Origin of the sequence: Komagataeibacter xylinus NBRC 15237 (assembly GCF_001571345.1) — a bacterium.
In the GTDB taxonomy this organism is placed as follows: Bacteria; Pseudomonadota; Alphaproteobacteria; order Acetobacterales; family Acetobacteraceae; genus Komagataeibacter; species Komagataeibacter xylinus.
On the sequence record NZ_BCTP01000001.1, the window covers coordinates 150848 to 172878 of the forward strand.

Sequence of the window (22031 nt, forward strand, 5' to 3'; positions counted from 1 at the left end):
TGCCATTCCATAAACGCAGATGCAGGGGGTCTAAGGGCACATGCAAAAAAATCCCTGCGCCCCGGCGCGCGCCCCTTTCAACTGGCGGCAAAGTTCCAATATGGTACCTGTCATGTCTGCTATTGCTCAAGCTTCCCTGCCCCACCCCGCGCACCCACCCGGCGCGGACAGACCGCGCCCGCATGGGCATGGCGGCAATACGCCCCCACGCCGTAACGGCGGGCAGGACTCGCCGCCGGGCAATGACGACGGCATGATCGACGTGGTCATCCGCACCCGGCCACAGACCCGCAAGCCGGCAATGTACAAGGTGCTGATGCTCAATGACGACTACACGCCCATGGAATTCGTGGTGCATGTGCTCGAGCGCTTTTTCCAGAAAAACCGCGAGGAAGCGACCGACATCATGCTGCACGTTCACAAACGTGGCGTGGGCGTGTGCGGGGTCTTTACGTACGAGGTTGCCGAAACCAAGGTAACACAGGTGATGGACCTCGCGCGCCAGAACCAGCACCCGCTGCAATGCACGATTGAAAAGGACTGAGCCCACGCGCAAGCGCATCTTCCCGCCCCCGCCGCGATCCGATCGCGTTCCATGGCATTTTGTGCTGGCATTTCCATCTCAACAGGGCAAGGATTGTCCTGGCTTACCGGTTATGATCTCCGGGGTCCTGGTGGCCCCTCTTGGAAAAGGAGCGTCTCGGCATGTTGTCACGTAATCTTGAACAGACGCTTCACCGTGCGCTGACACTGGCCGGCGACCGCCGGCACGAATACGCAACGCTTGAACACCTCCTCCTCGCGCTGATCGACGACCCGGATGCCGTAACGGTCTTCCGCGCCTGCGGTGTCGATCTGAACAAGCTGCGCACCGACCTGACCGACTTTCTCGACAAGGATCTGGCAGGGCTGGCCGCCGACCGCACGGTTGACCCCAAGCCCACAGCCGCCTTCCAGCGCGTGATCCAGCGCGCGGCCATTCACGTGCAGTCCACCGGGCGTGACGAGGTGACAGGGGCCAACGTGCTCGTGGCCCTGTTTGCCGAGCGCGAGAGCCATGCCGTGTATTTCCTGCAGTTGCAGGACATGACGCGGCTTGATGCGGTCAACTTCATCTCCCACGGCATTGCCAAGGCACCCGACCGCTCGACGCGCCGGCCCGTAGCGGGCAGCCCGCCCGAAGGTGGCGAGAGCGAGGAACGTGGCAAGACCGGGCAGAAGAACCAGGATGCGCTGTCCACCTACTGCACCAACCTCAATGACAAGGCGCAGGAAGGCAAGGTTGACCCGCTGATCGGCCGCGACTCTGAAATCGAGCGCACGATCCAGATCCTGTGCCGCCGCACCAAGAACAACCCGCTCTATGTCGGCGACCCCGGCGTGGGCAAGACCGCCATTGCAGAAGGGCTGGCCAAGCGCATTGTTGAAGGCGACGTGCCTGAAGTGCTGCTCAACGCCACCATCTACTCGCTCGACATGGGCGCGCTGCTTGCCGGCACGCGCTACCGCGGCGACTTCGAGGAGCGGCTGAAGGCGGTCGTGACCGAACTCGACAACAATCCCGGCTCGATCCTGTTCATTGACGAGATCCATACCGTGATTGGCGCAGGTGCGACCTCGGGCGGGGCGATGGATGCCTCCAACCTGCTCAAGCCCGCGCTGGCCGCAGGCACGCTGCGCTGCATGGGCTCGACCACATACAAGGAATACCGCCAGCACTTCGAGAAGGACCGCGCACTCGTGCGCCGGTTCCAGAAGATCGACGTGGCGGAGCCTTCGGTCGAGGATGCGGTCAAGATCCTGCGTGGCCTCAAGGTCAATTACGAGAAGCACCACAAGGTGCGCTACACCGATGATGCGATCCGTGGGGCGGTGGAACTCGCCGCGAAATACATCCATGACCGCAAGCTGCCCGACAAGGCCATCGACGTGATTGACGAGGTCGGCGCCTCGCGCATGCTGGTGCCCGAGAACCGCCGCCGCAAGACCGTGACGCTGAAGGATGTGGAAGACATCGTGGCGAAGATCGCCCGCATCCCGCCCAAGAGCGTCTCGTCGGACGACAAGGAAACCCTGCGTTCGCTCGAGCGTGACCTCAAGGGCATGGTGTACGGGCAGGACAAGGCGATCGAGGCCCTGACGGCGGCGATCAAGCTGTCACGCGCAGGCCTGCGCGACGCGGAAAAGCCGATTGGCAACTACCTCTTCTCCGGCCCCACCGGCGTGGGCAAGACGGAAGTGGCCAAGCAGCTTGCGGCAACGCTGGGCATCGAGCTGGTCCGCTTCGACATGTCGGAATACATGGAGCGGCATTCGATCTCGCGGCTGATCGGCGCACCGCCTGGCTATGTGGGCTTTGACCAGGGTGGCCTGCTGACCGATGCCATCGACCAGCACCCGCATGCGGTCCTGCTGCTTGATGAAATCGAGAAGGCGCATCAGGACCTGTATAACGTGCTGCTGCAGGTGATGGATCATGGCCGCCTGACCGACCATAACGGCAAGACGGTCGATTTCCGCAACGTGGTGCTGATCATGACCACCAATGCGGGCGCTGCCGACCTGAGCAAGGAGGCCATCGGCTTTGGCCGCACCAGTCGCGAAGGCGAGGACGAGGATGCGATCAAGCGCCTGTTCACGCCGGAGTTCCGCAACCGGCTTGATGCGATCATTCCGTTCGCCAACCTGTCGCCGCATGTGGTGGACCGGGTGGTGGAGAAGTTCATCTTCCAGCTTGAGGCCCAGTTGGCCGATCGCAACGTGATGATCGAGATCTCGTCCGCCGCGCGGGAATGGCTGGCCGAACGCGGCTACGACCGCCTGTATGGCGCGCGCCCGCTGGGCCGTGTCATTCAGGAGAACATCAAGAAGCCGCTGGCCGAGGAACTGCTGTTTGGCAAGCTGACCAAGGGCGGGGTTGCCAAGATCACGCTCAAGGATGGCAAGCTCGACTTTGAATACATCTCGCAGGCGGAAAGTGATTCCACCGAGGGTGATGAAGGCGACAGCACCCGCGAAGCCGAAGCCGCTGACTGAAGATTATCCGTCCAGCCTGAGAACAGAACAGGAGCCAGAAATGGCTCCTGTTTTTTTAGGAATGATTTAAGGGTAATAAAAGTTTTCGGGTGCCGCCGTTTTTCAAAAAGACTGCTTCTTTCAAAGCTTTTTGAAAAAATCTTCACCAAAAACTTCTGATTTTTTCCTGTAAGGGTGCCATGCTTACCGCCGCCATCTACATTCCCGCAGCCTTTGCCGAAATTGGTGGCTGTTTCTGTTTCTGGGCCTGGATGCGCCTTGGCCGCTCGCCGCTCGTGCTGGTGCCGGGCTGCCTGTCGCTGGTGCTGTTTGCATGGTTGCTGACCTTCAGCCCCGCCGACAATGCGGGCCGGGCCTATGCCATTTATGGCGGTGTGTACATCGTGGCCAGTCTGGTGTGGTCATGGCTGGTCGAAGGGCTGCCGCCGGATCGGTGGGACATGCTGGGCGCTGCAATCTGCCTTGCGGGTGCGGGGCTGATCCTGCTCGCCCCGCGCGCCCACCACTGAGTAAAAGCTTCGAAAAGAACACCGCCTTTAAAAAAGGCGGCATTCTGAAACCTGTTCAATTACTGATAACGGGTGCCGTTGACGCTCACATAGCCTTCAACAGGCCAGCTCCGCCCGGTGCCGTGATGGGTCCAGTCAATGCCCTGGCTACGGGCGTTGTCATAATAATAACGGCCCAGCACATCGGTCTGGTCGCCCTTGGCCACCCACGGCCATGCGGGTGCGGACATGCGATCGAGATCCGACACGATGCGGATGGACACGCCATGGCCGACATCAACATAAAAATACCCGTGCAGGCCGCTGCGCGTGCGCTTGGATGCCGAAACGGCGATGACCTTCCCGCACACATGCTCGACCCGGTCGGGGTGGGCTTCGCTGCTGCTACCTTCCGCAGCCTGAAGGTCGGCAAGGAATTTGCCATCATCGCACGCCTCGGGCACGGGGCTGGCAATGGGCTGCGGGCGTGAACTGCTGCCCTCATACCCGCCTTGCCCGCTCTGTGTGTCCTGCGTTTCATCACGCGACTCTTCATGCCGGTGGTGGTGGTGACGCGCATGGGCTGGCGTCATGCCCCCCATCTGTAGCGCCACGACCGCCCCGAGCCCCATCATCACGCATCGCTGCCAGCGCATTGCCGCCATCTGAGTGTTCTCCCTTTCCAAAAGATCACAATCTTTTGCGGTGCGCGGGCGGCGGCGTCAATGAACGGGGTTACGCACGGGCTGCGGGGCTTCCGCCTCAAGCTGCCTGCGGGCCTTTTCCATATCCGCCTCCATGGCGGGGTCCATGGCGGGCATTTTCAGGTGCAGCTTCTCCAGCGCGTCGATGATCGCCTCGATCACGACCAGGCGCTCGAACCATTTCTGGTCGGCGGGCACGATAAACCACGGCGCATCAGGGTGGGCCGTATGGCGGATCGCTTCCTCATAGGCGTTCTGGTAGTCATCCCAGTACTGGCGCTCGTGAATATCGGCAGGCGAGAATTTCCAGTTCTTGGCGCGGTGCTTGATACGCTGCAAAAAGCGCAGGCGCTGCTCCTCCTTTGAAAGATGCAGGAAGAATTTCAGCACGATCGTGCCCTGACGGGCCATATAGCGCTCGAAACTGCTGATATCCTCGTAACGGTCCTCCCAGAAGGTGGGCCTGCGGCGCAGGCTCAGCGGCAGGCATTCGTGCTCGAGCAGTTCGGGATGCACGCGGGTGACGAGCACTTCCTCATAATGGCTGCGGTTGAAGATGCCGATACGGCCAGCGGCAGGGGCCACCATGTGCTCGCGCCACAGATAGCCATGCGCCAGCTCGACCGGGCCGGGCTGCTTGAAGGACGAGACACTGACCCCCTGCGGGTTGATGCCCGACATGACATGCTTGATCACGCCATCCTTGCCGCCCGCGTCAAGCGCCTGCAGCACGACCAGCACCGACCATGTGTTATTGGCATATAACAGGGCCTGTAGCTGCGATAGGTAGCGGATGCGCTCCTTGAGCAGTTGCTTGCCGGTTTTCTTGTCAAGCCCGCAGGCTTCTGCGGCGCGGGTGGGGCAGTCGGCAAGGGAGAACCCCTTGCCGTTATGCACGCTGAAACGGCGTGCGAGGGTATTTGTGGTCGTTTTCTTGCGGGCCATACTCAATCCTTCATGCCCCGCGCCACCGCGAGGCCACCAGCCGCCTGACAGGTCGGCATCATCTCCACCTCGTTGATATTGACGTGACGCGGTAGCGCAATGATCCAGGACAGGGTCTCGGCAATATCCTCGGGCAGCAGGGGGTGGGTGCCTTCATACACCGCCGCCGCCCTGGCCGGGTCGCGCAGGCGCACGGTGCTGAACTCGCTGCCACCGCACAGGCCGGGCTCGATATTGGTCACGCGCACATTATGGCCCAGCAGGTCGCAGCGCAGGTTGCGGGTGAACTGGCGCACGAACGCCTTGGTCGCGCCATACACATTGCCGCCCGTATAGGGGTAGATGCCCGCCGTGCTGCCCAGCGTCACCACATGCCCCCGGTCACGCGCCACCATGCCCGGCAGCAGCACGCGCGTCAGTTCGACCATGCCGGTCACGTTGGTGCTGATCATGGTCTGCCAGTTGGCCAGATCCGCCTCCTGCGCCTTTTCCATGCCCAGGGCGAGACCCGCGTTATTGACCAGTACATCCACATCACGCCAGCCCTCGGGCAGGCTGCCCGGCAGGGCGGCGATGGCTGCCGCATCGGTCATGTCCAGCTCAAAGGCCAGCAGGTCCGGCCCGAGTTCAGCCGCCAGCGCATCAAGGCGCTCGCGCCTGCGGCCGGTGGCAATGACGCGGTAGCCATCACGCACGAGCCTGGTGGCGATCGCCTTGCCGAATCCGGCCGTAGCCCCCGTTACCAGTGCAATCTGCTTCATGGTCTTTTCTCCTGCTGTGTCGGTGGTCAGCCTTGCATATCAATCGCCTCCCGTCATGGGGGCTATCAACCATACAACCCTGAGCCGAAATGGTTGCAAAAGAGGGCAAATCCGGTTCTATGGTGGTGTATGGCTTCCTTCGCGACATCTCCAGGCCGTAGCCTGACCGGTCACCTGCTGGTGGCAACCCCTGCCCTGACCGACCCCGCCTTCGCGCGCAGCGTCATCTACCTGTGCGCCCATACGCCCGAGGATGGGGCGATGGGGCTGGTCGTCAACCGCAGGCTGTCGCAACCCGTGCTGGATGATGTGCTGGAACAGCTCGGCATTGCGCCCGTGCCGCCCCGCCGCCGCATCAACCTGTGCGCGGGCGGGCCGATGGATAACGGACGCGGCTTCGTGCTGCATACATCGGACTGGAGCGGCGATGGCAGCCTGCCGGTGGATGGCAGCACGACGCTGACCGCCAGTCTTGACGTGCTGCGTGACATTGCCGATGGCAACGGCCCGGCCCACGCCATGCTGGCCATGGGCCATGCAAGCTGGGAGGCAGGCCAGCTTGAAGAGGAGATGCTGCGCCACAATGCCTGGGTTTCCGCGCCTGCTACCGAGGCCATCGTGTTTGGCCCGGACCACACCGCCAAATGGCGGCAGGCGCTGGCCAGCGTGCGCATTGACCCGGCGTGGTTTACCGGCGCGGTGGGCCACGCCTGAGCGGGACGCAGCGCTTTGCACAGAGGCGGCAGCGCCACCGCTGTGCGCCTACGCCCCCCCGCCCACGATAACGCGCCGGGACGGCATGATAACGCCAGCAGGCCGGAAGCAGTCCCTGCTCCCGGCCCTGTCAGTCATGGTAGAAAAAATTCAGAAACGTGCGTCAATACGGCCATAGTAATAGCCGCCCGTCATGGGTACCTGTGCTGAATTGGCATCATAGATCCGGGCGCCATAATTATTGTTCAGCGGGTTTACCATGCGGGGACGGATATTGAAGACATTGTTCGCCCCGACGGTAACATGCAGGTGCGGCGTGACGCTGTAGCCTATTTCAAGGTCCGTCAGCCAGCGCGGGGTATTGTTGAACTGCGCGAAACAGGTGTTGGAGTAACGCAGCGCAGTGGTCATGCCGTTGGATACGCACTGGGCGCTGGAAGGGGTCCAGTCCTGATAGGCCAGCATGTCCGTAGTCTGGCCATAGCGGGTCTGGCGTATGTTTACATCCCACTTTCCGATCGTCCAGTAAGCATTGAGGATCAGCTTGCTGCGCGGATAGGCAGTGGTGATGTAGCTCGCTGTTGCGGCATTGAGCAGTGGCGTACTCACGCCATTGACCATGGTGGCGGCCACATGGCTCAGGCGGGTACGGTTCAGATCCAGCGAAGCGGAGAGGTTCAGGTTGCCGTAACGGTGCATGTGCAGCAGGTAACTGGCCTTGAGATCAAAGCCCTGCGTGCGCGTGCTGGCCCCATTGGCAAAATAGTAGGTGCTGACCGCATTGGGATCGAGTCCGGCTGGCAGCACGAAGCCAAGCTGCTGCACGGCGTTAATGGCCGTAGGCCCGTTAACGGACCCGCCAGCGATGATGCGGTCGCGGATGTTGATCTGGTAGACATCGGCCTCGACATGGAACCCATTGATCGGCTCCAGCACGATGCCAGCGCTTGCGTTGGTCGAACGTTCAGGCTTGAGGGGAGAGGCACCGAGCGAGCGCGCTGCCCCCGAACTGACAGGCAACAGCCCCGACACGGTCGAGGCGCCGACATTGATGGCGCTGAAATGCTGCTCGGCCAGGGTCGGCGCGCGGAAGCCGTTGCTTATGGTGCCACGCACCGCAATGCGTCGCGTAATATCATAGCGCGTGGATACCTTGCCGTTTTCGGTGTTGCCCACATCGGTATAGTGCTCGAAGCGTCCGGCAAAATCGACATCCCAGTGCTTGAGCGGATGAAAATCGCCGTCAATGTAACCTGCCCAGATATCGCGGCTCCAGCTACCCGCATTATGCGGGCTCAGGCCAACGTAACCGGCCATGCCACCGGCCTCATACGATGGCGGCGTGCCTGCCGTTATCTCATAGGTTTCAAGTCGGTGTTCCGCGCCGAAGGCAATGGTGGTAGGCGTGGCGAAACCGGTTTTGAAATTGCGCCTGAAGTCGGCCGTGTTGGTCCATTGCGCCATGCGGTAGCTTTCGGCCCGCGTGCTGGTGGGCGACCAGCCGCATCCATTAGTTGAAGCATAGGCGCTGGTGCTGGTGGGGTTGCTGCTGCGTGCAATGCACTTGCTGCTCAGCATGCCCGCATTCACGCTGTTCTTGTCACCGATCTTGTCTTCATCCGCGCCATATGTCGTGCTGATGTCCCAGGCGAATTTGAAGAAGTTATCGCCCTTCAGCCCCAGGGTGGCGGCATAGTCATTCTCCTCCATCGTTTCGATGGGCGAGAAACCGGAGGGATAGACAGAAGGCAGCGTGTTGGGCGGACGATAGTTTTCATAGGCTTCGGCATGGCGATGGGCGTAGGTAATCAGCCCGTAACCCTGTATGCCCTCCGCCAGAGTCTTGCCAAAGGCAATGCTCAGGTTTTCACGCGTTTCCTCTGGCGTGCTCATGACCTTGTTGGAGTTCTTGGGAACGGAAACCGATCCGGTATAAAGCGAGGTCGCCGCCCCCGCAGGCGCATAGCCCATCAGGCGATGGTCTTCGGTATAGGGGGCCATATGGTCGGTATGGTACACCTGCCCGCTCAGGTGCAGGTAGCCATCGCCACCAAGCGACAGGCCACCATCGACGCTGGTCTGGTACTGCCAGCCATCGCCATTATAGGCGTTTGCGCCTGTCTGGGCGCTCATGTTCAGGCCATGATTTGTTTTTTTGGTAATGATGTTGACCACGCCCGCGATGGCGTCCGACCCGTACAGCGCGGCGGCCCCGTCTTCCAGCACTTCGATATGGTCGATGGCGGCAGCCGGGATCATGTTCAGGTCAACCGGTGTCGCGCCAAAGTCAGGCCCGGCATCGGCATAGATGTTTGCCGTGGTATGGCGACGTTTTCCGTCCACCAGCACCAGAACCTCGTTGGGGTTGAGGCCACGCATGCGGATGGCGGATGTCAGCGCGCCGGCATCATTGCCCATGGCACTGACATTGATCGAGGCATAGGTGCGTGTCAGTGCATCGGCCAGGTTCAACTGCCCCGAACGCCGCAGGGTCGCGGCGGACAGGACCGTAACGGGCGATGTGCTCTGCTCCGCCTTGCGATTGACAGCATGGGTGCCTGTTACAATCAGGGTTTCACTGCTGCTGGCCGGAGCATTTGTGCCCTCAACCGGCTTCCCGCCAGATTTCGTGCCTTTCACGACAGGGTTTTTTCCACGCCTGTTACTGTCAGGCTTGTGCTCATCCACAAGTGGTGCCGCATAAGAAACGGTTGCATCCACCACCATGCCAAAAGTGATTGCTGTCGAAAATAGAAAGGCTTTTCTGATTGCCATGAGTATTTCCAGGGACAAATTATTGAAACTGAACGTAGTCCCCTTATCGAAAATGTTAGATTCTTTTAAAGTTAAGTTATGATGAAAATTTATTCTTATTTATTTCATATTCTACTTTAATGAGTTCATATAATAAACTATTCAATCTTATGCTCACACGGATAATCATGCTGCATCTGAACCGGCGCTCCATCATCCAGTCTGCCAGCCTGCTCACCTCCGCCTTGTGGGCCGGTGTGGTCCACCCTGCCAGGGCGGAAGAACCCCTGCCGGCACGGGCGCGCCTGAATGTAACGGAAAACCCGTTTGGCCCCTCCCCTGCCGCACGCACCGCCATTGCGGGCTGCGTGCCGCAAGCACCTTATTATGTTGAGGATGAGCATCTTCTGCGCGACCGGATTGGCCAGCAGGAAAATCTTGAACGTGACAAGGTCGCCCTGTCCAATGGCTCGCTTGATGCACTCTCGCTGCTTTCAACCGATATCGGGCGCGCCGGGCATATTCTTGCCCCCCAGCCAACCTATGCCACACACCTGAACTATGCCCAGCGCCGGGGGGTGGCCGTACGGTATGTGCCGCTTACGGCGCATGCGATCGACCTGCAGGCCATGCGCCGCGCCATAACACCCCAGACCGCCCTGGTGTATGTCTGCAATCCCAACAACCCGACCGGGCATATGCTCAGGCATCAGGAACTTCTGGCATTCTGCCGGGATGTTTCAAAAACGGTCCCGGTCATTGTGGATGAGGCTTATTTCGAACTGCTGCCCGATGCAAACGGCATGACCGTTGCCCCCCTTGTCCATTCCGGGCACGATGTGATCGTGGCACGCACGTTCTCCAAGGTATACGGACTGGCGGGATTACGGATCGGCTACATCCTGGCGCAGCCACCCCGCGTCAGGCAGCTTTACAGCCTGACCACGACATCGCGCAATCAGGCAGGCTTTGCCGCAGCAGTCGCCTCACTGGGAGACAGACACTACCTTGACGGCGCGATCGCCTACCTGGAAAACTGCCGCCAGATGATCTATGATATCTGCGAAAAAAATGGCCTGTCCTATCTGAAGAGCCACGGCACGTTCGTGTATGTAAATACCGGACGCCCCGCCAGGCTGATGGAACAGGCGCTGGCGCAACACAATATCGATATCCGTGTTTTTGAAGCACCAGCCTATGAGACATGGATCCGGGTCGGAACCGCCACTCCTGCCGAACTGGCCATGTTCGGGCACGCCCTTCCCCTTGCCCTCAAGGAAGTGCCCAAGACCTGAGACGGCGCAGGCTGCTCACAGACCAAAAACCCCCGCCGCGCGATCGGGCAGCCTGAAGGCCAGCCCGGCGTGGCGTTGGCCATACGGGGCGGCAATTACCAGCGCAGCGACGGCACGCAGGCCACGGGGGCAAGCCCTGCTGCACGCGCTTCAGCCACAGCAAGGTCGTAGTCGGGATTGCGGTTGTGCGCCCAGCTTCCGCCCAGCATTTCCTGATGGATGCCGCCCAGCACCCAGCAGCCGTCAATGCCTGCCGTGGTGGCCCCGCGCATGTCGGTGGCCAGTGCATCGCCCAGTGCCAGCACGCGTTCGCGTGGCACGTCGAGCAGCGATAACGCCAAGGCGTAGACTTCCGGGTAGGGCTTGCCGATCCAGCGCACGGAACGGCCACGGTTTTCATACCAGCTTGCCATCGCACCCGCGCAGATCAGGCGCTGGCTGCCGCGAATGACCTGCTGGTCGGGGTTGGCGCAGATCATGGGCAGGCTGTGGGCCGCGCACTGTTCCAGCAGGGGCAGGTAGGGGTCGATTTCTTCCTCGCCCAGTTCGGCGTCCGGCCCGGTATTGAGCACGAAATCCGCCTGCGCGGGGTCGTTGACGACATCAAGGTCCAGCCCGGCATAGACATCAACATCCTTGTCGGGGCCAAGATGGACCATGCGGCGGCCAAGGCCCGCGAACCACGGGTCGGTGCGGTCGGCCAGCATGCGATGCGTGCACTCGCCACTGGTCATGATGCCGTCATACAGGTCGGCACTCACGCCCATGCGGCGCAGACCCGGCTCCACCGTGGCGGTACGCCGGGGCGCATTTGACAGCAGAACGACCCGCCTGCCCGCCTCGCGCAGGCGTTGCAGGCATTCCAGCACGCCGGGATAGGGGGCGACGCCATTATGCACCACGCCCCACAGGTCAAGGATGTAGCCATCATAATCATGGCTCAGGCCGGACAGGCCATCATGCCATTTCATTTAAGGGCGGCTCCCTTGGCATCGGCCAGCGTCTCGAAGCCTTCGGCACGCAGGGCGCGCAGGGTCTCGGCCTTCAGACGCTTCAGAATCCCCGGCCCTTCATACACGTAAGCCGTATAGATCTGCACAAGATCCGCCCCGGCCTTGACCCTGTCGAGGATGTCCACGCCGGTTTCAATGCCGCCACTGGCCACCAGCGCCACGCGGCCTGCCGCCACCTTTGCCACGCGGGTCAGCATATCCTGTGCCAGCGGGCGCAGCGGGCGGCCTGACAGGCCCCCGGTCTCGGTCGCATAAGGGCTGAGCAGCCCGGCGGGGCGCGAGATGGTGGTGTTGGACACGATCAGCCCCTGCGCGCCACCGGCAATGGCGGCCTCGACCACGGCTTCGACATCATCATGCGCGATATCAGGCGAGATCTTGACCAGAAGCGGCGGGCGCTCGGGGTGGGCTGCATTGATGGCATCAAGAATGCCCTTGAGCCTTGATGCCTCAAGCAGGTCGCGCAGCCCCGGCGTGTTGGGCGAGGACAGGTTGATGACGATATAATCAGCATAGTGCTTAACCCGCCCCACCAGCATGGGGTAATCGCGCTCGGGGTCGGCCCCGGTTTTATTGATGCCAAGGTTGGCGCCCACCGGCACCTGCGCGCCGGGCGTGCGGCGCGGCGAGGACACGCGATGCAGGCGCGCCATGCGCACGGCAAAACGGTCGATGCCCTGGTTGTTGAAGCCCATGCGGTTGATGATGGCGCGGTCTTCGGTCAGGCGGAACAGGCGCGGCTGCGGGTTGCCGGGCTGCGGGCGCGGCGTGACGGTACCGGCCTCGACAAAGCCGAAGCCCGCGCGCGTGAGCGGGCGCACCACCACGGCATTCTTGTCAAACCCCGCCGCCATGCCGATGGGGTTGGGAAAACGCAGCCCCATGGCGCGGACGGACAGCGCCGGGTCATCATTGCCGGGACAGGAGACACCGCCAAGGCCAAGTTGCAGGGCATCAAGAGCGATATGATGGGCGGCCTCGGGCTCCAGGCGCCGCATCAGGGGCAGGATCATGCGCGACATAATATTCATGGCCGCGATTGTTGCCGCAATTCAGCGCCGGGGGAAAGGGGCAACTAGCCGGGTGCCGGCTTTGTGGCGTCCAAGGCGGCGGGCGCATCGGTGGGAAAGCGGATCAGGTAATAGGGTGGCACGCGCAGGTCATGCCCGTTATTGAAGCCTGCAAGGCGGTTCCACTGGCCCAGCGTGCAGTAAACCATGTTGCCCTCAACAAAAATGCCATCGGGCGAGATTACGCGCGGGTCACGCACCATGGTGTCGAACGTGCCATCGGTATTGCGGCGGAAGATGGCGTCATGCTCGAAATTGGTGGTGTAGATCCGGCCCTGCGCATCGGTGGCCAGCCCGTCGGCCACGCCTTTTTCGCCCAGATCACGGATGCCTGCGGCAAGCTGCGCATCGGTTCTGTCAAAATCGGCCAGCAGGGCGGTGGGAATGCTGTACAGCCGCCGGCTGGTCAGCGGGCTGTAATACAGCGTGGCGCTGTCGGGCGAGAGCGTAATGCCATCCACCCCGCCTGATACGAAAGCAGACTTGTGCTCGGGCGGGTCAAACACCAGTGGCCGCCCCTCCACCACCGCCATGAAGGGGTGTTCAGCCTGGATGGACGGGTGGCTTGCCAGCACCCGGCGCTGCCGCCCGCTCGCCACGTCCACCACCACGAGGGCAGGCGAGTGGCCAAACGAGGAATCGGTGATGAACACCGTGCCCTGCGGCCCATGCGTCAGGTCCACGCGCAAATCGTTCATGTGGCTGTCGGGCAGGAGCGTGGGGGCAGTCAGCACGATATTGGCGAAGATGCGGTTGGTGGCCGGGTCAATGCCGATCACCTTGGCCGCGCCCGGTGCAAGGGGCTGGCCTGCCAGCTTGCCATCATCAATGGCCCATAACCGCCCCTTCGCATCGGTGGTCATGCCGTGGATGGACATGAGCCGGGTGGCGGGTGGGTGCTCCGATGGCATGGCGGTAGCGGCATCGGGATAGGGATACAGCCGGCCATTTTTCAGTTCGGCCAGTGTCGCGCCCCTGTGGTTGACCGCATGGCGCGGAAACCCCACGAACACCCGCCCGCCCGTGACCGCAATGCCCGACGGGCCGGGGCCATCAAAGCGCGCCACGATCTCGAACGGGCCATCAGGGGCGGCGCCATGATCGTGGTTGATCGCCTCCTGCGCGGGCTGGGCTGCCCGCGCCAGGGTGCCAGCACCTGCCGCCGCCACGAATGCCGCCCCAAACAGCAGATCACGCCTGTGCATGGTCATGGATATTCTCCCCCCGGTTTGTACGGCCCGCGCCCATTCATGCAAGTCAGGCCGCCAAGGGCAATCGCGCCACGCGCCGCATGGCGTTCACAATCAGTTCATGGGCAGCGAGGCGGGCGGGTGTTCCGGCGACAGGCTGCGCCGGATGCGCGCCACGTCAGCAGCACTCACTGCAGGCGCGTCATTGCCCCATGCCGCGCGAATGAAGCTTACGGTATCGGCCACCGCCGCATCATCCATGCGGGCGGCAAAGCCGGGCATGACAAAGGCGGAGGGCGCCTGCTTCGTTGCCCGCAGCGTATTGCCCTCCAGCACGATGCGAATGAGTGAATCCGGTGTCGGGTCCATGACCACCGGGTTGCCCGCAAGCGGCGGGAAGGTGGTGGGGTAGCCGCGCCCGTCGGTGCGGTGGCAGGCGGCACAGCTATCCACGTAATACCGCGCGCCGCGTGCGCTCACATCACCCGCGCGCAGGGCGTTGGTAGCGGCAGGGTCATATGCCCAGCCCGGCGCTTTGACGGGCGTTGTGGGCGAGAGGGTCTTGAGGTAGCGGGCAATGGCCAGCTGGTCATCGGCCGTCATGTGCTGGGTGCCATGGTTGATGGCATCGGTCATGCCGCCAAAGGCCGCACCCAGCGGCATGCGCCCGGTGGCCAGAAAGCGCACGATGTCCTGCTCGCTCCACCGCCCAAGCCCGGTGCGGTTCTCGCCGCGCAGGCTGACGGGCCGCCAGCCATCAACCGACCCGCCGCCAGACAGGTAGAGCGGGCCGTCCTCTGCCGTCAGGGCCTTTTCCTGCATGGTCACGGCACGTGGCGTGTGGCAGGCGCCACAATGACCCGGCCCCTCGACCAGATACGCCCCGCGCGCCACCACCGGGTCGGGGAAGGTGCGGGCCGTGGCCCCCTGTAGCGTGACCACCGGATCGGGCGCGAACAGCCTGCGCCACACCGTGAGCGGCCAGCGCATGGACAGCGGCCAGTGCATGCCATCCTGCACCACCGGCGTGGAAACCGGCCTGACGCCATGCATGAAATAGGCATAGAGCGCATGCAGGTCGTCATCGGTCATGCGGGCATAGGAGGGATAGGGCATGGCCGGGTACAGCGTGGCCCCGTCGCGGCGGATGCCCTGGCGGATGGCGCGGATGAATTCGGCCTCGGAATACTGGCCGATCCCCGCCTTTACATCCGGCGTGATGTTGGGCGCGTACAGCGTGCCGGTGGGCAGGTGAAAGGCCATGCCCCCCGCAAAGGGCGCACCGCCGGGCACGGTGTGGCAGGCGCCGCAATCGGCAGCCTCCGCCATGTATTCCCCGCGCGTGACCACATCCACCGGTGTCGGCGCATCCTGCGCCCGCGCGGATTGGCCCACCCCCGGAACCGACGCGACCAGCAGGGCCACCGCCACGAGGCGCAGCCCGGATTTCCACACGCCCCTCATCCGGCCAGCGGGCCAGGATGGGCAAGGTAGGTGGTGCGGATATGGTGCGCCGCCCAGTAGGCCAGCGCCGCGACCATGCCGGTGGGGTTGTAGCCCGTGCCCTGCGGGAAGGCATTGGCCCCGATTACGAACACATTATGCACATCCCATGACTGCATGTAGCGGTTGAGCGCGCTCGTCTGCGGGTCCGTGCCCATTACGGCGCCACCGCCCAGATGGGTGGTCTGGTACTGGCGCGTATCGAACGGCTTGCCGAATTCACGCCTTGTCAGGTGCACGTTGCGCGCGCCCATGGCTTTGGCCACATCGCCAATCCTGTCCACCACGTAGCGGTTCATGCGGATGTCGTTGTCCTTCCAGTCAAACGTCATGCGCAGCAGCGGCTGGCCGTAGGCATCCTTCCATGTCGGGTCGAGGTCGAGATAGACATCGCGGTAGGCCATGTTCGCGCCATGCGCGTCGATGCGCAGCGAGTGGCGGTAGGTGTCGATCATGCCCGCCTTCCACGCACTGCCCCAGCGCGGCGTGCCCGGCGGCCCGCCTGAATGCGCCCCCGCAATGGCCTTGACGCCTGCCTGGTTGACCCATACCGGCGAGCCGCCCACGAAGCCGAGCGGCCCGTGGTCAAAATTCTCGCTGTTGAAGTCATCAAACGCAACGCCGCCGCCCCCTGCGCCGATATACTGGTTGGTCTCCACCTTGGGGTCGAGCCACACCACGCTGGTGGTCACGTTCTGATAGACGAAATTACGCCCCACCACGCCTTCGTTTTTGACCGGGTCATAAGGCTTGCCAATGCCCGAAAGCAGCATCAGCCGCACGTTATGGAACTGGAAGGCGGTCAGGATCACCATTTCCGCAGGCTGGGTCACCACCTTGCCCTCGGCATCGGTGTAGGTCACACCCGTGGCGCGGGTGCCCGTGCTGTCGCGTTCCACCTTGAGCACATGGCAGTTGGCACGCAGTTCAAACAGCGGGTGCCGGCGCAGCACCGGCAGGATGTTCACGTTGGGCGATGCCTTGGAATACATGTAACAGGCATAGCCGCTGCAATAACCACAGAAATTGCACGGCCCCATCTGCACGCCATACGGGTTGGTGTATTGCTGCGAGGCATTGGCCGCAGGCAGCGAATACGGATGAAACCCCACTTCCGCCGCCGCCTTGCGGAACAGGTGGGCGGTATAGACATCCTTGAGTGGCGGCAGGGGAAAATGATCGGAGCGCGAGGGGGAGAACACATTGCCCTGCCCCACCACCTGACCATTCACCTTGTAGGCCTCGCCCGAGGTGCCGAATACTTTCTCGGCCTTGTCGAAAAAGGGTTCGAGTTCCTCGTAGGTCACGCCATAATCCTGAAGGTTCATGCCTTCGGGGATGAATTTAGCGCCATATTTCTCGATCACGCGCGAGCGCAGGCGCAGGTCATCAGGGGGCATGCGAAAATGCACGCCCGACCAGTGCAGCCCCGCGCCGCCCACGCCCTCGCCCGGCAAAAAGGCCGCCATGCGCCGGTAGGGCAGCGCCGTCTGGTTGGCGTTGTTGCGGATGGTGACCGTGTTTTTGGAAAGGTCCTGGAACAGTTTGTAGCGGAAATTGCCCTCAAGTTCGTCGATGGAGGCCGGGTATGCGCCCTCCCCCGCCGTGCTGCGGTCCGGCCCGCGTTCGAGCATGACCACCGTGCGCCCGGCCTCGGTCATTTCCTTGGCCATGATGGACCCGGCCCAGCCGCCCCCCACCACCACCACGTCAACCGGCTTCAGCGTGCGTGCGTCATCGCTCATGCCGTCTCTCCGGTTATGGAGACACTGCCAAGCGGGTAATGCGCCCCGTAGCGGTCCACCCAGTCCATGAAATCGGCCCGCGCGCCGGGAAAGCCCAGCATGGCCCAGCCGCCAAGGCCGGTATTGCCGCCATGGATGGGGTCGCTGAACGCGCCTTCCATCACATTGGCCAGAAGCTGGTCGAAAAACGCGGCCGAGGGCACATCGCCAAACACCAGCCTGCCGCCTTCGGCAGCCCTCAGCAGGTCATCCTGCACATCGGGCGCAAGGGCCGCGAAGGGCTTTGCGTGGCGGGTGGTGGCATGGGCATTCATGCCCGCAATGCCGTGGCGGTACAGGTCACGCGGGGGGTAAGGCAACTGGTAGCCCAGATTATCCGGCCCCTGCACGAAAGGGGCGGCCATGTACCACTGGGCACCCTGTGCGTAAGGCGTGGTCATCTGCTGGTCGATGAAGCGGGGCACGTTCAGTGCGAGGGCGCCGGGGCCATTGGCATCAGCCGGGATCAGGCGGTCACAGGCGGCAAGGAGAAAATTCCATTCCGCCGCGTTAAAGAAAACCGGCATGTATGGCTTGGGCGGGGCAGCTGCCCCCGTGCCTGAAACCGTGCCGCAGGCGGCAACACCTGCCAGCCCCTGCATGAACCGCCGCCGCGATGAGATGAACCCTGAACCGTTGATACCCAAAAACTGCCTTCTCCCTGACGCCATGCCATGATCATTTGCCTGCCCTCACGTTATCCGCAAGCCAGGACAGGCTGCCTAGAGCCTTTTGCATGATTTCCCTTAATGCAAGAAAAAATGATCCGGGCGTTAAGGCGCGGCCATGCCACGCGCCGTGGCACATGACGGACGGCCTTGATACAATTCCTGGTAAATCTTTGTATAGAAAACATAAAACCACCCCCCTTCTGAAAAAAAGGTCGTACCTGGGAGATTTTATTTTCAGATTGCCAGATACGGGCAGGCCCAAAGGCGGGAGCGTGGCGTCATTCCTGCCCCTGGTGCCCGACCTGAAACGCCTCATGCATGCCGTATCACGACCCGCACAAGACCGTTCGCGTGCCAGCCCATGCAACAAACGGAACCGTCTGGCCTTCAACCGTCGTTATTTTTTGTACATCCACTCCAGCAGTCGTATATTCCACTGAAATATTATTACCTTCTTTTGTCGGATCATATGACGTGACAATATACCACTGGCCTGCAGGCAGATTAGGCCAGACAAAATGACCAGGAGATGTACAGATATCCGGACCGGCAGCCGGACAGGAAAAATGCGGGATATAAGATAGCACTGACGGATCAACCCAGCGGGGATCATTCAGGTTTTTGTAGCCATGCATCAAACCATAAAAATCCATTTTTTTTGCCAGTACATGCATATAATTATTCTGCGGAAGCAGATCGACTGTAAAGTGAACCCGGGGAACCTGCATGATGGAGCTTGGTATATCTTCAGATTTGTAAATCGTCGCATTACCGCTGGAAAGGGCGTAAGCATGCTGTTTTGTAAATATTGCCCCACTGACGCACCCCCTGATGACCGCATGACCCGGCTTTTGCGCCCATGCCACTTCATTGCTGTTGAATGACATTGCGGGTGGGCGCGGATGAATGCAGCCTCCCAGAAGCGGCAAAACAAGCATCGGAAAAAACCGTTTTTTAATCTTATTATTATGAAGCATTTTCTTTCCCGTAAGTTACAGCGGTATTCATCTTGATATTTGCCCCCGCAGCCAAAGGGTTACGGTATCGACATCGCTTCTATGCGCGGCAGGTCTATCGATGCTTGCGTTCTGGATACGGATTTCCTTTTTCCGCATTATGCTGCCAATAGAATACAGATTATTTTATTGTTGTTGCTTTCATATACCTTAAAATAATTTCATTTTCACATTTATAGATACTATAATTACCTAACATGCAGCAATAGAACCCCATTAGTCCTATATCTGTCATGCGCGGGCCCTGCATTACTGGCCAGAAACATGGCCATGCGTCATGGCTGCAAAACCCGCGCACCGCCTGTTCTCCGCGCCCTTGACCCTGTGCAGGGCGCGCAATATCCATCGGGGCATGCGCCTTTCCCATTACCTGCTTCGTCCTGTCAGCACCGCATGCGTGGCCTCGGTCACCGATGCCATGGCTGGCTACCCGCAGGCGCTTGTCAGCCGGATCGGGCATCCCGTGATCTGGATTGGCCGCCTGATCGATGGGCTGGACCGCCGCCTGAACACCCCCGAACGCCCCCCCACCCGCCGCCGGGCCAACGGCTTTGTGGCCAGTGCCGTGATCGTGGCCGTGCCAACACTGGCCGCTGCAGCCCTTGAACGCGGCATCCGGCACGTCCTGCCACGCAATCTGTCCGTGGCGCTGACCGGCGTGCTGGCCAGCTCACTGGTGGCCCAGCGCTCGCTGCATGACCATGTGCTGGCCGTAGCCCAGCAGGCACAGGTCAGCCTGCCCGCCGCCCGGCGCGCGGTCTCGCACATCGTGGGCCGCGATCCCGAACAGCTTGATGAGGCGGGCGTGCTGCGCGCGGCCATCGAGACGCTGGCCGAGAACTTCTCCGACGGGATCGTTGCCCCCCTGTTCTGGATGGCGGCAGGCGGCCTGCCGGGGGCGGTGTTCTACAAGGCGGCCAATACGGCCGACAGCATGATCGGCCACCGCACGCCCCGCCATGAAGCCTTTGGCTATGCAGCCGCACGGCTTGATGATCTGGTCAACCTGCCCGCCTCACGCCTGTCCGCCCTGTGGATCATTCTTGCCGCCCTGAGCCTGCCCGGCATGGATGCGCGCGCAGCCGTGCGCGTGCTGCGGCGCGATGCCCGCACCCACCGTTCGCCCAATGCGGGCTGGCCGGAGGCAGCCATGGCGGGAGCACTCGGCATCCGCCTGTCTGGCCCGCGCGCCTATAACGGCGTGCGCGTGGCCGAGCCGTGGGTGGGCGATGGCACGCCTGAGCTCAGCCCGGCTGACCTGTATCGCGCCCTGGCGCTATATCGTCGCGCATGCCTGATCCAGACCCTTGCGGGACTGACAGCCACGCTTTTACTGGCCCGAACGGCACGACGGCGCTGAATTGGAAGTCATAAAAGCCTTTTGAAAAAAGTTTTACCAAAAACTTTTTCCTGTTTTCTTCAATCGCGACGGTGGCACACTCCGGCCGCCCGATCACGCGCTGCATGTCAGCGGCATTGGCGTGCCCGGCAAGATGGCGTGAAATGCCGGGTCATGATAAACCGTCCGCCATCACATAGAATGTTTTGGTGAAGCTTTTTTCAAAAAGTTTTGAAAAGAACGCCACTTTTTTTAAAAAGGCAGCGCCCAGAAACTTTCTCTTATCCACGCGGCACCGGGCACGCCATGGCCAGCAGGGCGTCGATATCAAGATGCGCTTCCAGATGGTCGGCCAGCGCGTCCAGGGCTGCATCCACCGTCGCATCATGGTCCCGCGCGTGTGAGCCCGCGCCAAGCCGCGCCAGCAAGGCCGCCCTTGCACGGCCATCGGCCAGCAGGCCATGCACATAGGTGCCCCATATCCGGCCCGAGGGGCTGACTGCGCCATCAGGCCGACCGCCAAGGTCAACCAGCGGTCGCGCGGCATCAGGGCCTTCGGTGCGGCCGATATGCATCTCATACCCATGCAGGGGCACGCCTTCGGGCAGCAATACGCCGGTCACATCCTCCAGCCGCTTGTTGCCCTCCAGCACGGTAGTCACATCCAGCAGGCCCAGCCCCGCTACCGTGGCGGGCGGCCCCTCAATGCCCTCGGGGTCGGCAATGCTCCGGCCCAGCATCTGGTAGCCACCACATATGCCCAGCACATGCCCGCCACGGCGCACATGGGCGTGAATGTCGATATCCCACCCCTCCGCGCGCAGCATGGCCAGATCGGCGATGGTGGCCTTGGCGCCGGGCAGGATGACCAGGTCACAGTCGGGCAGCACCTGCCCGCGCGGCACCATGGTCAGTGATACGCCATCTTCCGCCGCCAGCGGGTCGAGATCATCAAAATTGGCGATCATGGGCAGGCAGGGCACGGCAATGCGTACCCCGCCCCTGCGCGGGCGACCACCTGTGGCAAGATCGGCCGCGTCCTCGGCTGGCAGAGCGCGCACCCGGTCGAGGAACGGCACGAGGCCCATGGGCTGCCAGCCGGTCATGCGGGCAATCGCGTCCATGCCTGCGGCAAATAGCGTGGGGTCGCCACGCATGCGGTTGACGATAAAACCCCTGATGCGCCGTGCGTCATCGGGCGCCACCACCACCTTCGTGCCCACGAGGCTCGCGATCACGCCGCCCCGGTCGATATCGCCGATCAGCACCACGTCAATATCCGCCGCCTGGGCAAAACCCATATTGGCAATATCATCGGCGCGCAGATTGACTTCGGATGCAGAACCCGCCCCTTCCACCAGCACGATATCGGCCTGTTCGGCAAGGATGTGAAAGCTGCCCAGCACCTCGGGCATCAGCCCGCGCTTGAAGGACTGGAAATCACTCGCGCGCACCTGCCCACGCATCTGCCCGCGCACTACAAGCTGCGAGCCGGTCATGCCCTGCGGCTTGAGCAGCACCGGGTTCATATGCACCGAAAGCGGCACCCCGCATGCCCGCGCCTGCAAGGCCTGCGCGCGCCCGATCTCGCCGCCATCAGCGGTTACGGCGGCATTGTTGGACATGTTCTGCGGCTTGAACGGGCGCACGCGCAGCCCCCGGCGGGTCAGGGCGCGGCATAGCCCGGCCACCAGCACGGACTTGCCAACACTCGACCCCGTACCCTGAAACATGAGTGCGCGCGCCAT

Annotated in this window: 18 protein-coding genes; 6 read left to right on the forward strand and 12 right to left on the reverse strand. The window is 62.2% G+C overall.

Features of this window, described 5'->3' with window-relative positions; all coding sequences use genetic code 11:
• The first annotated feature begins 112 nt into the window (after nucleotides 1–112).
• From clpS to GXY01S_RS00710, 3 genes are all read left to right on the forward strand, one after another.
• Nucleotides 113–544 carry an ATP-dependent Clp protease adapter ClpS gene (gene clpS / locus GXY01S_RS00700; RefSeq protein WP_242501350.1) on the forward strand — a complete coding sequence of 144 codons (432 nt, stop codon included), beginning with the start codon at nucleotides 113–115 and terminating at the stop codon, nucleotides 542–544.
• A 161-nt stretch (nucleotides 545–705) separates the two neighbouring features.
• The gene (clpA, locus tag GXY01S_RS00705) at nucleotides 706–3036 is read left to right on the forward strand and encodes an ATP-dependent Clp protease ATP-binding subunit ClpA (RefSeq protein WP_061271463.1); all 2331 of its coding nucleotides are present in this window, start codon (nucleotides 706–708) and stop codon (nucleotides 3034–3036) included.
• Between the two features lie 179 nt (nucleotides 3037–3215).
• Nucleotides 3216–3545 carry a YnfA family protein gene (locus tag GXY01S_RS00710; RefSeq protein ID WP_061271464.1) on the forward strand — a complete coding sequence of 110 codons (330 nt, stop codon included), beginning with the start codon at nucleotides 3216–3218 and terminating at the stop codon, nucleotides 3543–3545.
• Between the two features lie 59 nt (nucleotides 3546–3604).
• On the opposite strand, the gene GXY01S_RS00715 is transcribed toward GXY01S_RS00710, so the two are convergent.
• From GXY01S_RS00715 to GXY01S_RS00725, 3 genes are read right to left on the reverse strand one after another with little or no spacing between them, the layout of a single operon-like run.
• Nucleotides 3605–4189: a DUF3465 domain-containing protein gene (locus GXY01S_RS00715; RefSeq protein WP_061271465.1), complete on the reverse strand. Its 585-nt coding sequence runs from the start codon at nucleotides 4187–4189 to the stop codon at nucleotides 3605–3607.
• A gap of 57 nt (nucleotides 4190–4246) precedes the next feature.
• Nucleotides 4247–5173 carry a PPK2 family polyphosphate kinase gene (locus tag GXY01S_RS00720; RefSeq protein WP_061271466.1) on the reverse strand — a complete coding sequence of 309 codons (927 nt, stop codon included), beginning with the start codon at nucleotides 5171–5173 and terminating at the stop codon, nucleotides 4247–4249.
• A gap of 2 nt (nucleotides 5174–5175) precedes the next feature.
• On the reverse strand, nucleotides 5176–5934 hold the full coding sequence (locus tag GXY01S_RS00725) for an SDR family NAD(P)-dependent oxidoreductase (protein WP_061271467.1): 759 nt from the start codon (nucleotides 5932–5934) through the stop codon (nucleotides 5176–5178).
• Between the two features lie 129 nt (nucleotides 5935–6063).
• Between GXY01S_RS00725 and GXY01S_RS00730 the strand changes: the two genes are divergently transcribed.
• Complete coding sequence (locus tag GXY01S_RS00730; protein WP_061271468.1) at nucleotides 6064–6648, forward strand: YqgE/AlgH family protein; 585 nt, start codon at nucleotides 6064–6066, stop codon at nucleotides 6646–6648.
• A gap of 150 nt (nucleotides 6649–6798) precedes the next feature.
• Here the strand turns inward: GXY01S_RS00730 and GXY01S_RS00735 are convergent, their stop codons facing one another.
• On the reverse strand, nucleotides 6799–9423 hold the full coding sequence (locus tag GXY01S_RS00735; RefSeq protein WP_061271469.1) for a TonB-dependent receptor plug domain-containing protein: 2625 nt from the start codon (nucleotides 9421–9423) through the stop codon (nucleotides 6799–6801).
• 167 nt (nucleotides 9424–9590) lie between these two features.
• Between GXY01S_RS00735 and GXY01S_RS00740 the strand changes: the two genes are divergently transcribed.
• The gene (locus GXY01S_RS00740; RefSeq protein WP_082770659.1) at nucleotides 9591–10697 is read left to right on the forward strand and encodes a pyridoxal phosphate-dependent aminotransferase; all 1107 of its coding nucleotides are present in this window, start codon (nucleotides 9591–9593) and stop codon (nucleotides 10695–10697) included.
• Between the two features lie 95 nt (nucleotides 10698–10792).
• On the opposite strand, the gene GXY01S_RS00745 is transcribed toward GXY01S_RS00740, so the two are convergent.
• The 7 genes from GXY01S_RS00745 to GXY01S_RS17850 all read right to left on the reverse strand — a co-directional run bounded on the left by GXY01S_RS00745 (nucleotide 10793) and on the right by GXY01S_RS17850 (nucleotide 18905).
• Nucleotides 10793–11668, reverse strand: coding sequence for a TIGR01459 family HAD-type hydrolase (locus GXY01S_RS00745; protein ID WP_061271471.1), 876 nt, complete (start codon nucleotides 11666–11668; stop codon nucleotides 10793–10795).
• Entirely contained in the window at nucleotides 11665–12741 is a 1077-nt protein-coding gene (locus tag GXY01S_RS00750; protein WP_061271472.1) for a quinone-dependent dihydroorotate dehydrogenase, read from the reverse strand. The genes GXY01S_RS00745 and GXY01S_RS00750 overlap by 4 nt, the downstream gene beginning before the upstream one ends.
• A gap of 44 nt (nucleotides 12742–12785) precedes the next feature.
• Entirely contained in the window at nucleotides 12786–13985 is a 1200-nt protein-coding gene (locus GXY01S_RS00755) for an L-dopachrome tautomerase-related protein (RefSeq protein WP_061271508.1), read from the reverse strand.
• 99 nt (nucleotides 13986–14084) lie between these two features.
• Nucleotides 14085–15434 (reverse strand): cytochrome c, encoded by a 1350-nt coding sequence (locus GXY01S_RS00760; RefSeq protein WP_082770656.1) that lies wholly within the window; start codon nucleotides 15432–15434, stop codon nucleotides 14085–14087.
• Nucleotides 15431–17218: a GMC family oxidoreductase gene (locus GXY01S_RS00765; protein WP_061271473.1), complete on the reverse strand. Its 1788-nt coding sequence runs from the start codon at nucleotides 17216–17218 to the stop codon at nucleotides 15431–15433. Before GXY01S_RS00765 ends, GXY01S_RS00760 begins: the two co-directional genes overlap by 4 nt.
• Nucleotides 17215–17904: a gluconate 2-dehydrogenase subunit 3 family protein gene (locus GXY01S_RS00770; RefSeq protein ID WP_082770657.1), complete on the reverse strand. Its 690-nt coding sequence runs from the start codon at nucleotides 17902–17904 to the stop codon at nucleotides 17215–17217. Before GXY01S_RS00770 ends, GXY01S_RS00765 begins: the two co-directional genes overlap by 4 nt.
• Before the next feature lie 350 nt (nucleotides 17905–18254).
• The gene (locus GXY01S_RS17850; protein ID WP_129551367.1) at nucleotides 18255–18905 is read right to left on the reverse strand and encodes a hypothetical protein; all 651 of its coding nucleotides are present in this window, start codon (nucleotides 18903–18905) and stop codon (nucleotides 18255–18257) included.
• Between the two features lie 391 nt (nucleotides 18906–19296).
• Here GXY01S_RS17850 and cbiB point away from each other — a divergent pair, with 391 nt between their 5' ends.
• Nucleotides 19297–20304 (forward strand): adenosylcobinamide-phosphate synthase CbiB, encoded by a 1008-nt coding sequence (cbiB, locus tag GXY01S_RS00780; RefSeq protein ID WP_174520885.1) that lies wholly within the window; start codon nucleotides 19297–19299, stop codon nucleotides 20302–20304.
• 260 nt (nucleotides 20305–20564) lie between these two features.
• On the opposite strand, the gene GXY01S_RS00785 is transcribed toward cbiB, so the two are convergent.
• Nucleotides 20565–22031 carry a cobyric acid synthase gene (locus GXY01S_RS00785; RefSeq protein WP_061271475.1) on the reverse strand — a complete coding sequence of 489 codons (1467 nt, stop codon included), beginning with the start codon at nucleotides 22029–22031 and terminating at the stop codon, nucleotides 20565–20567.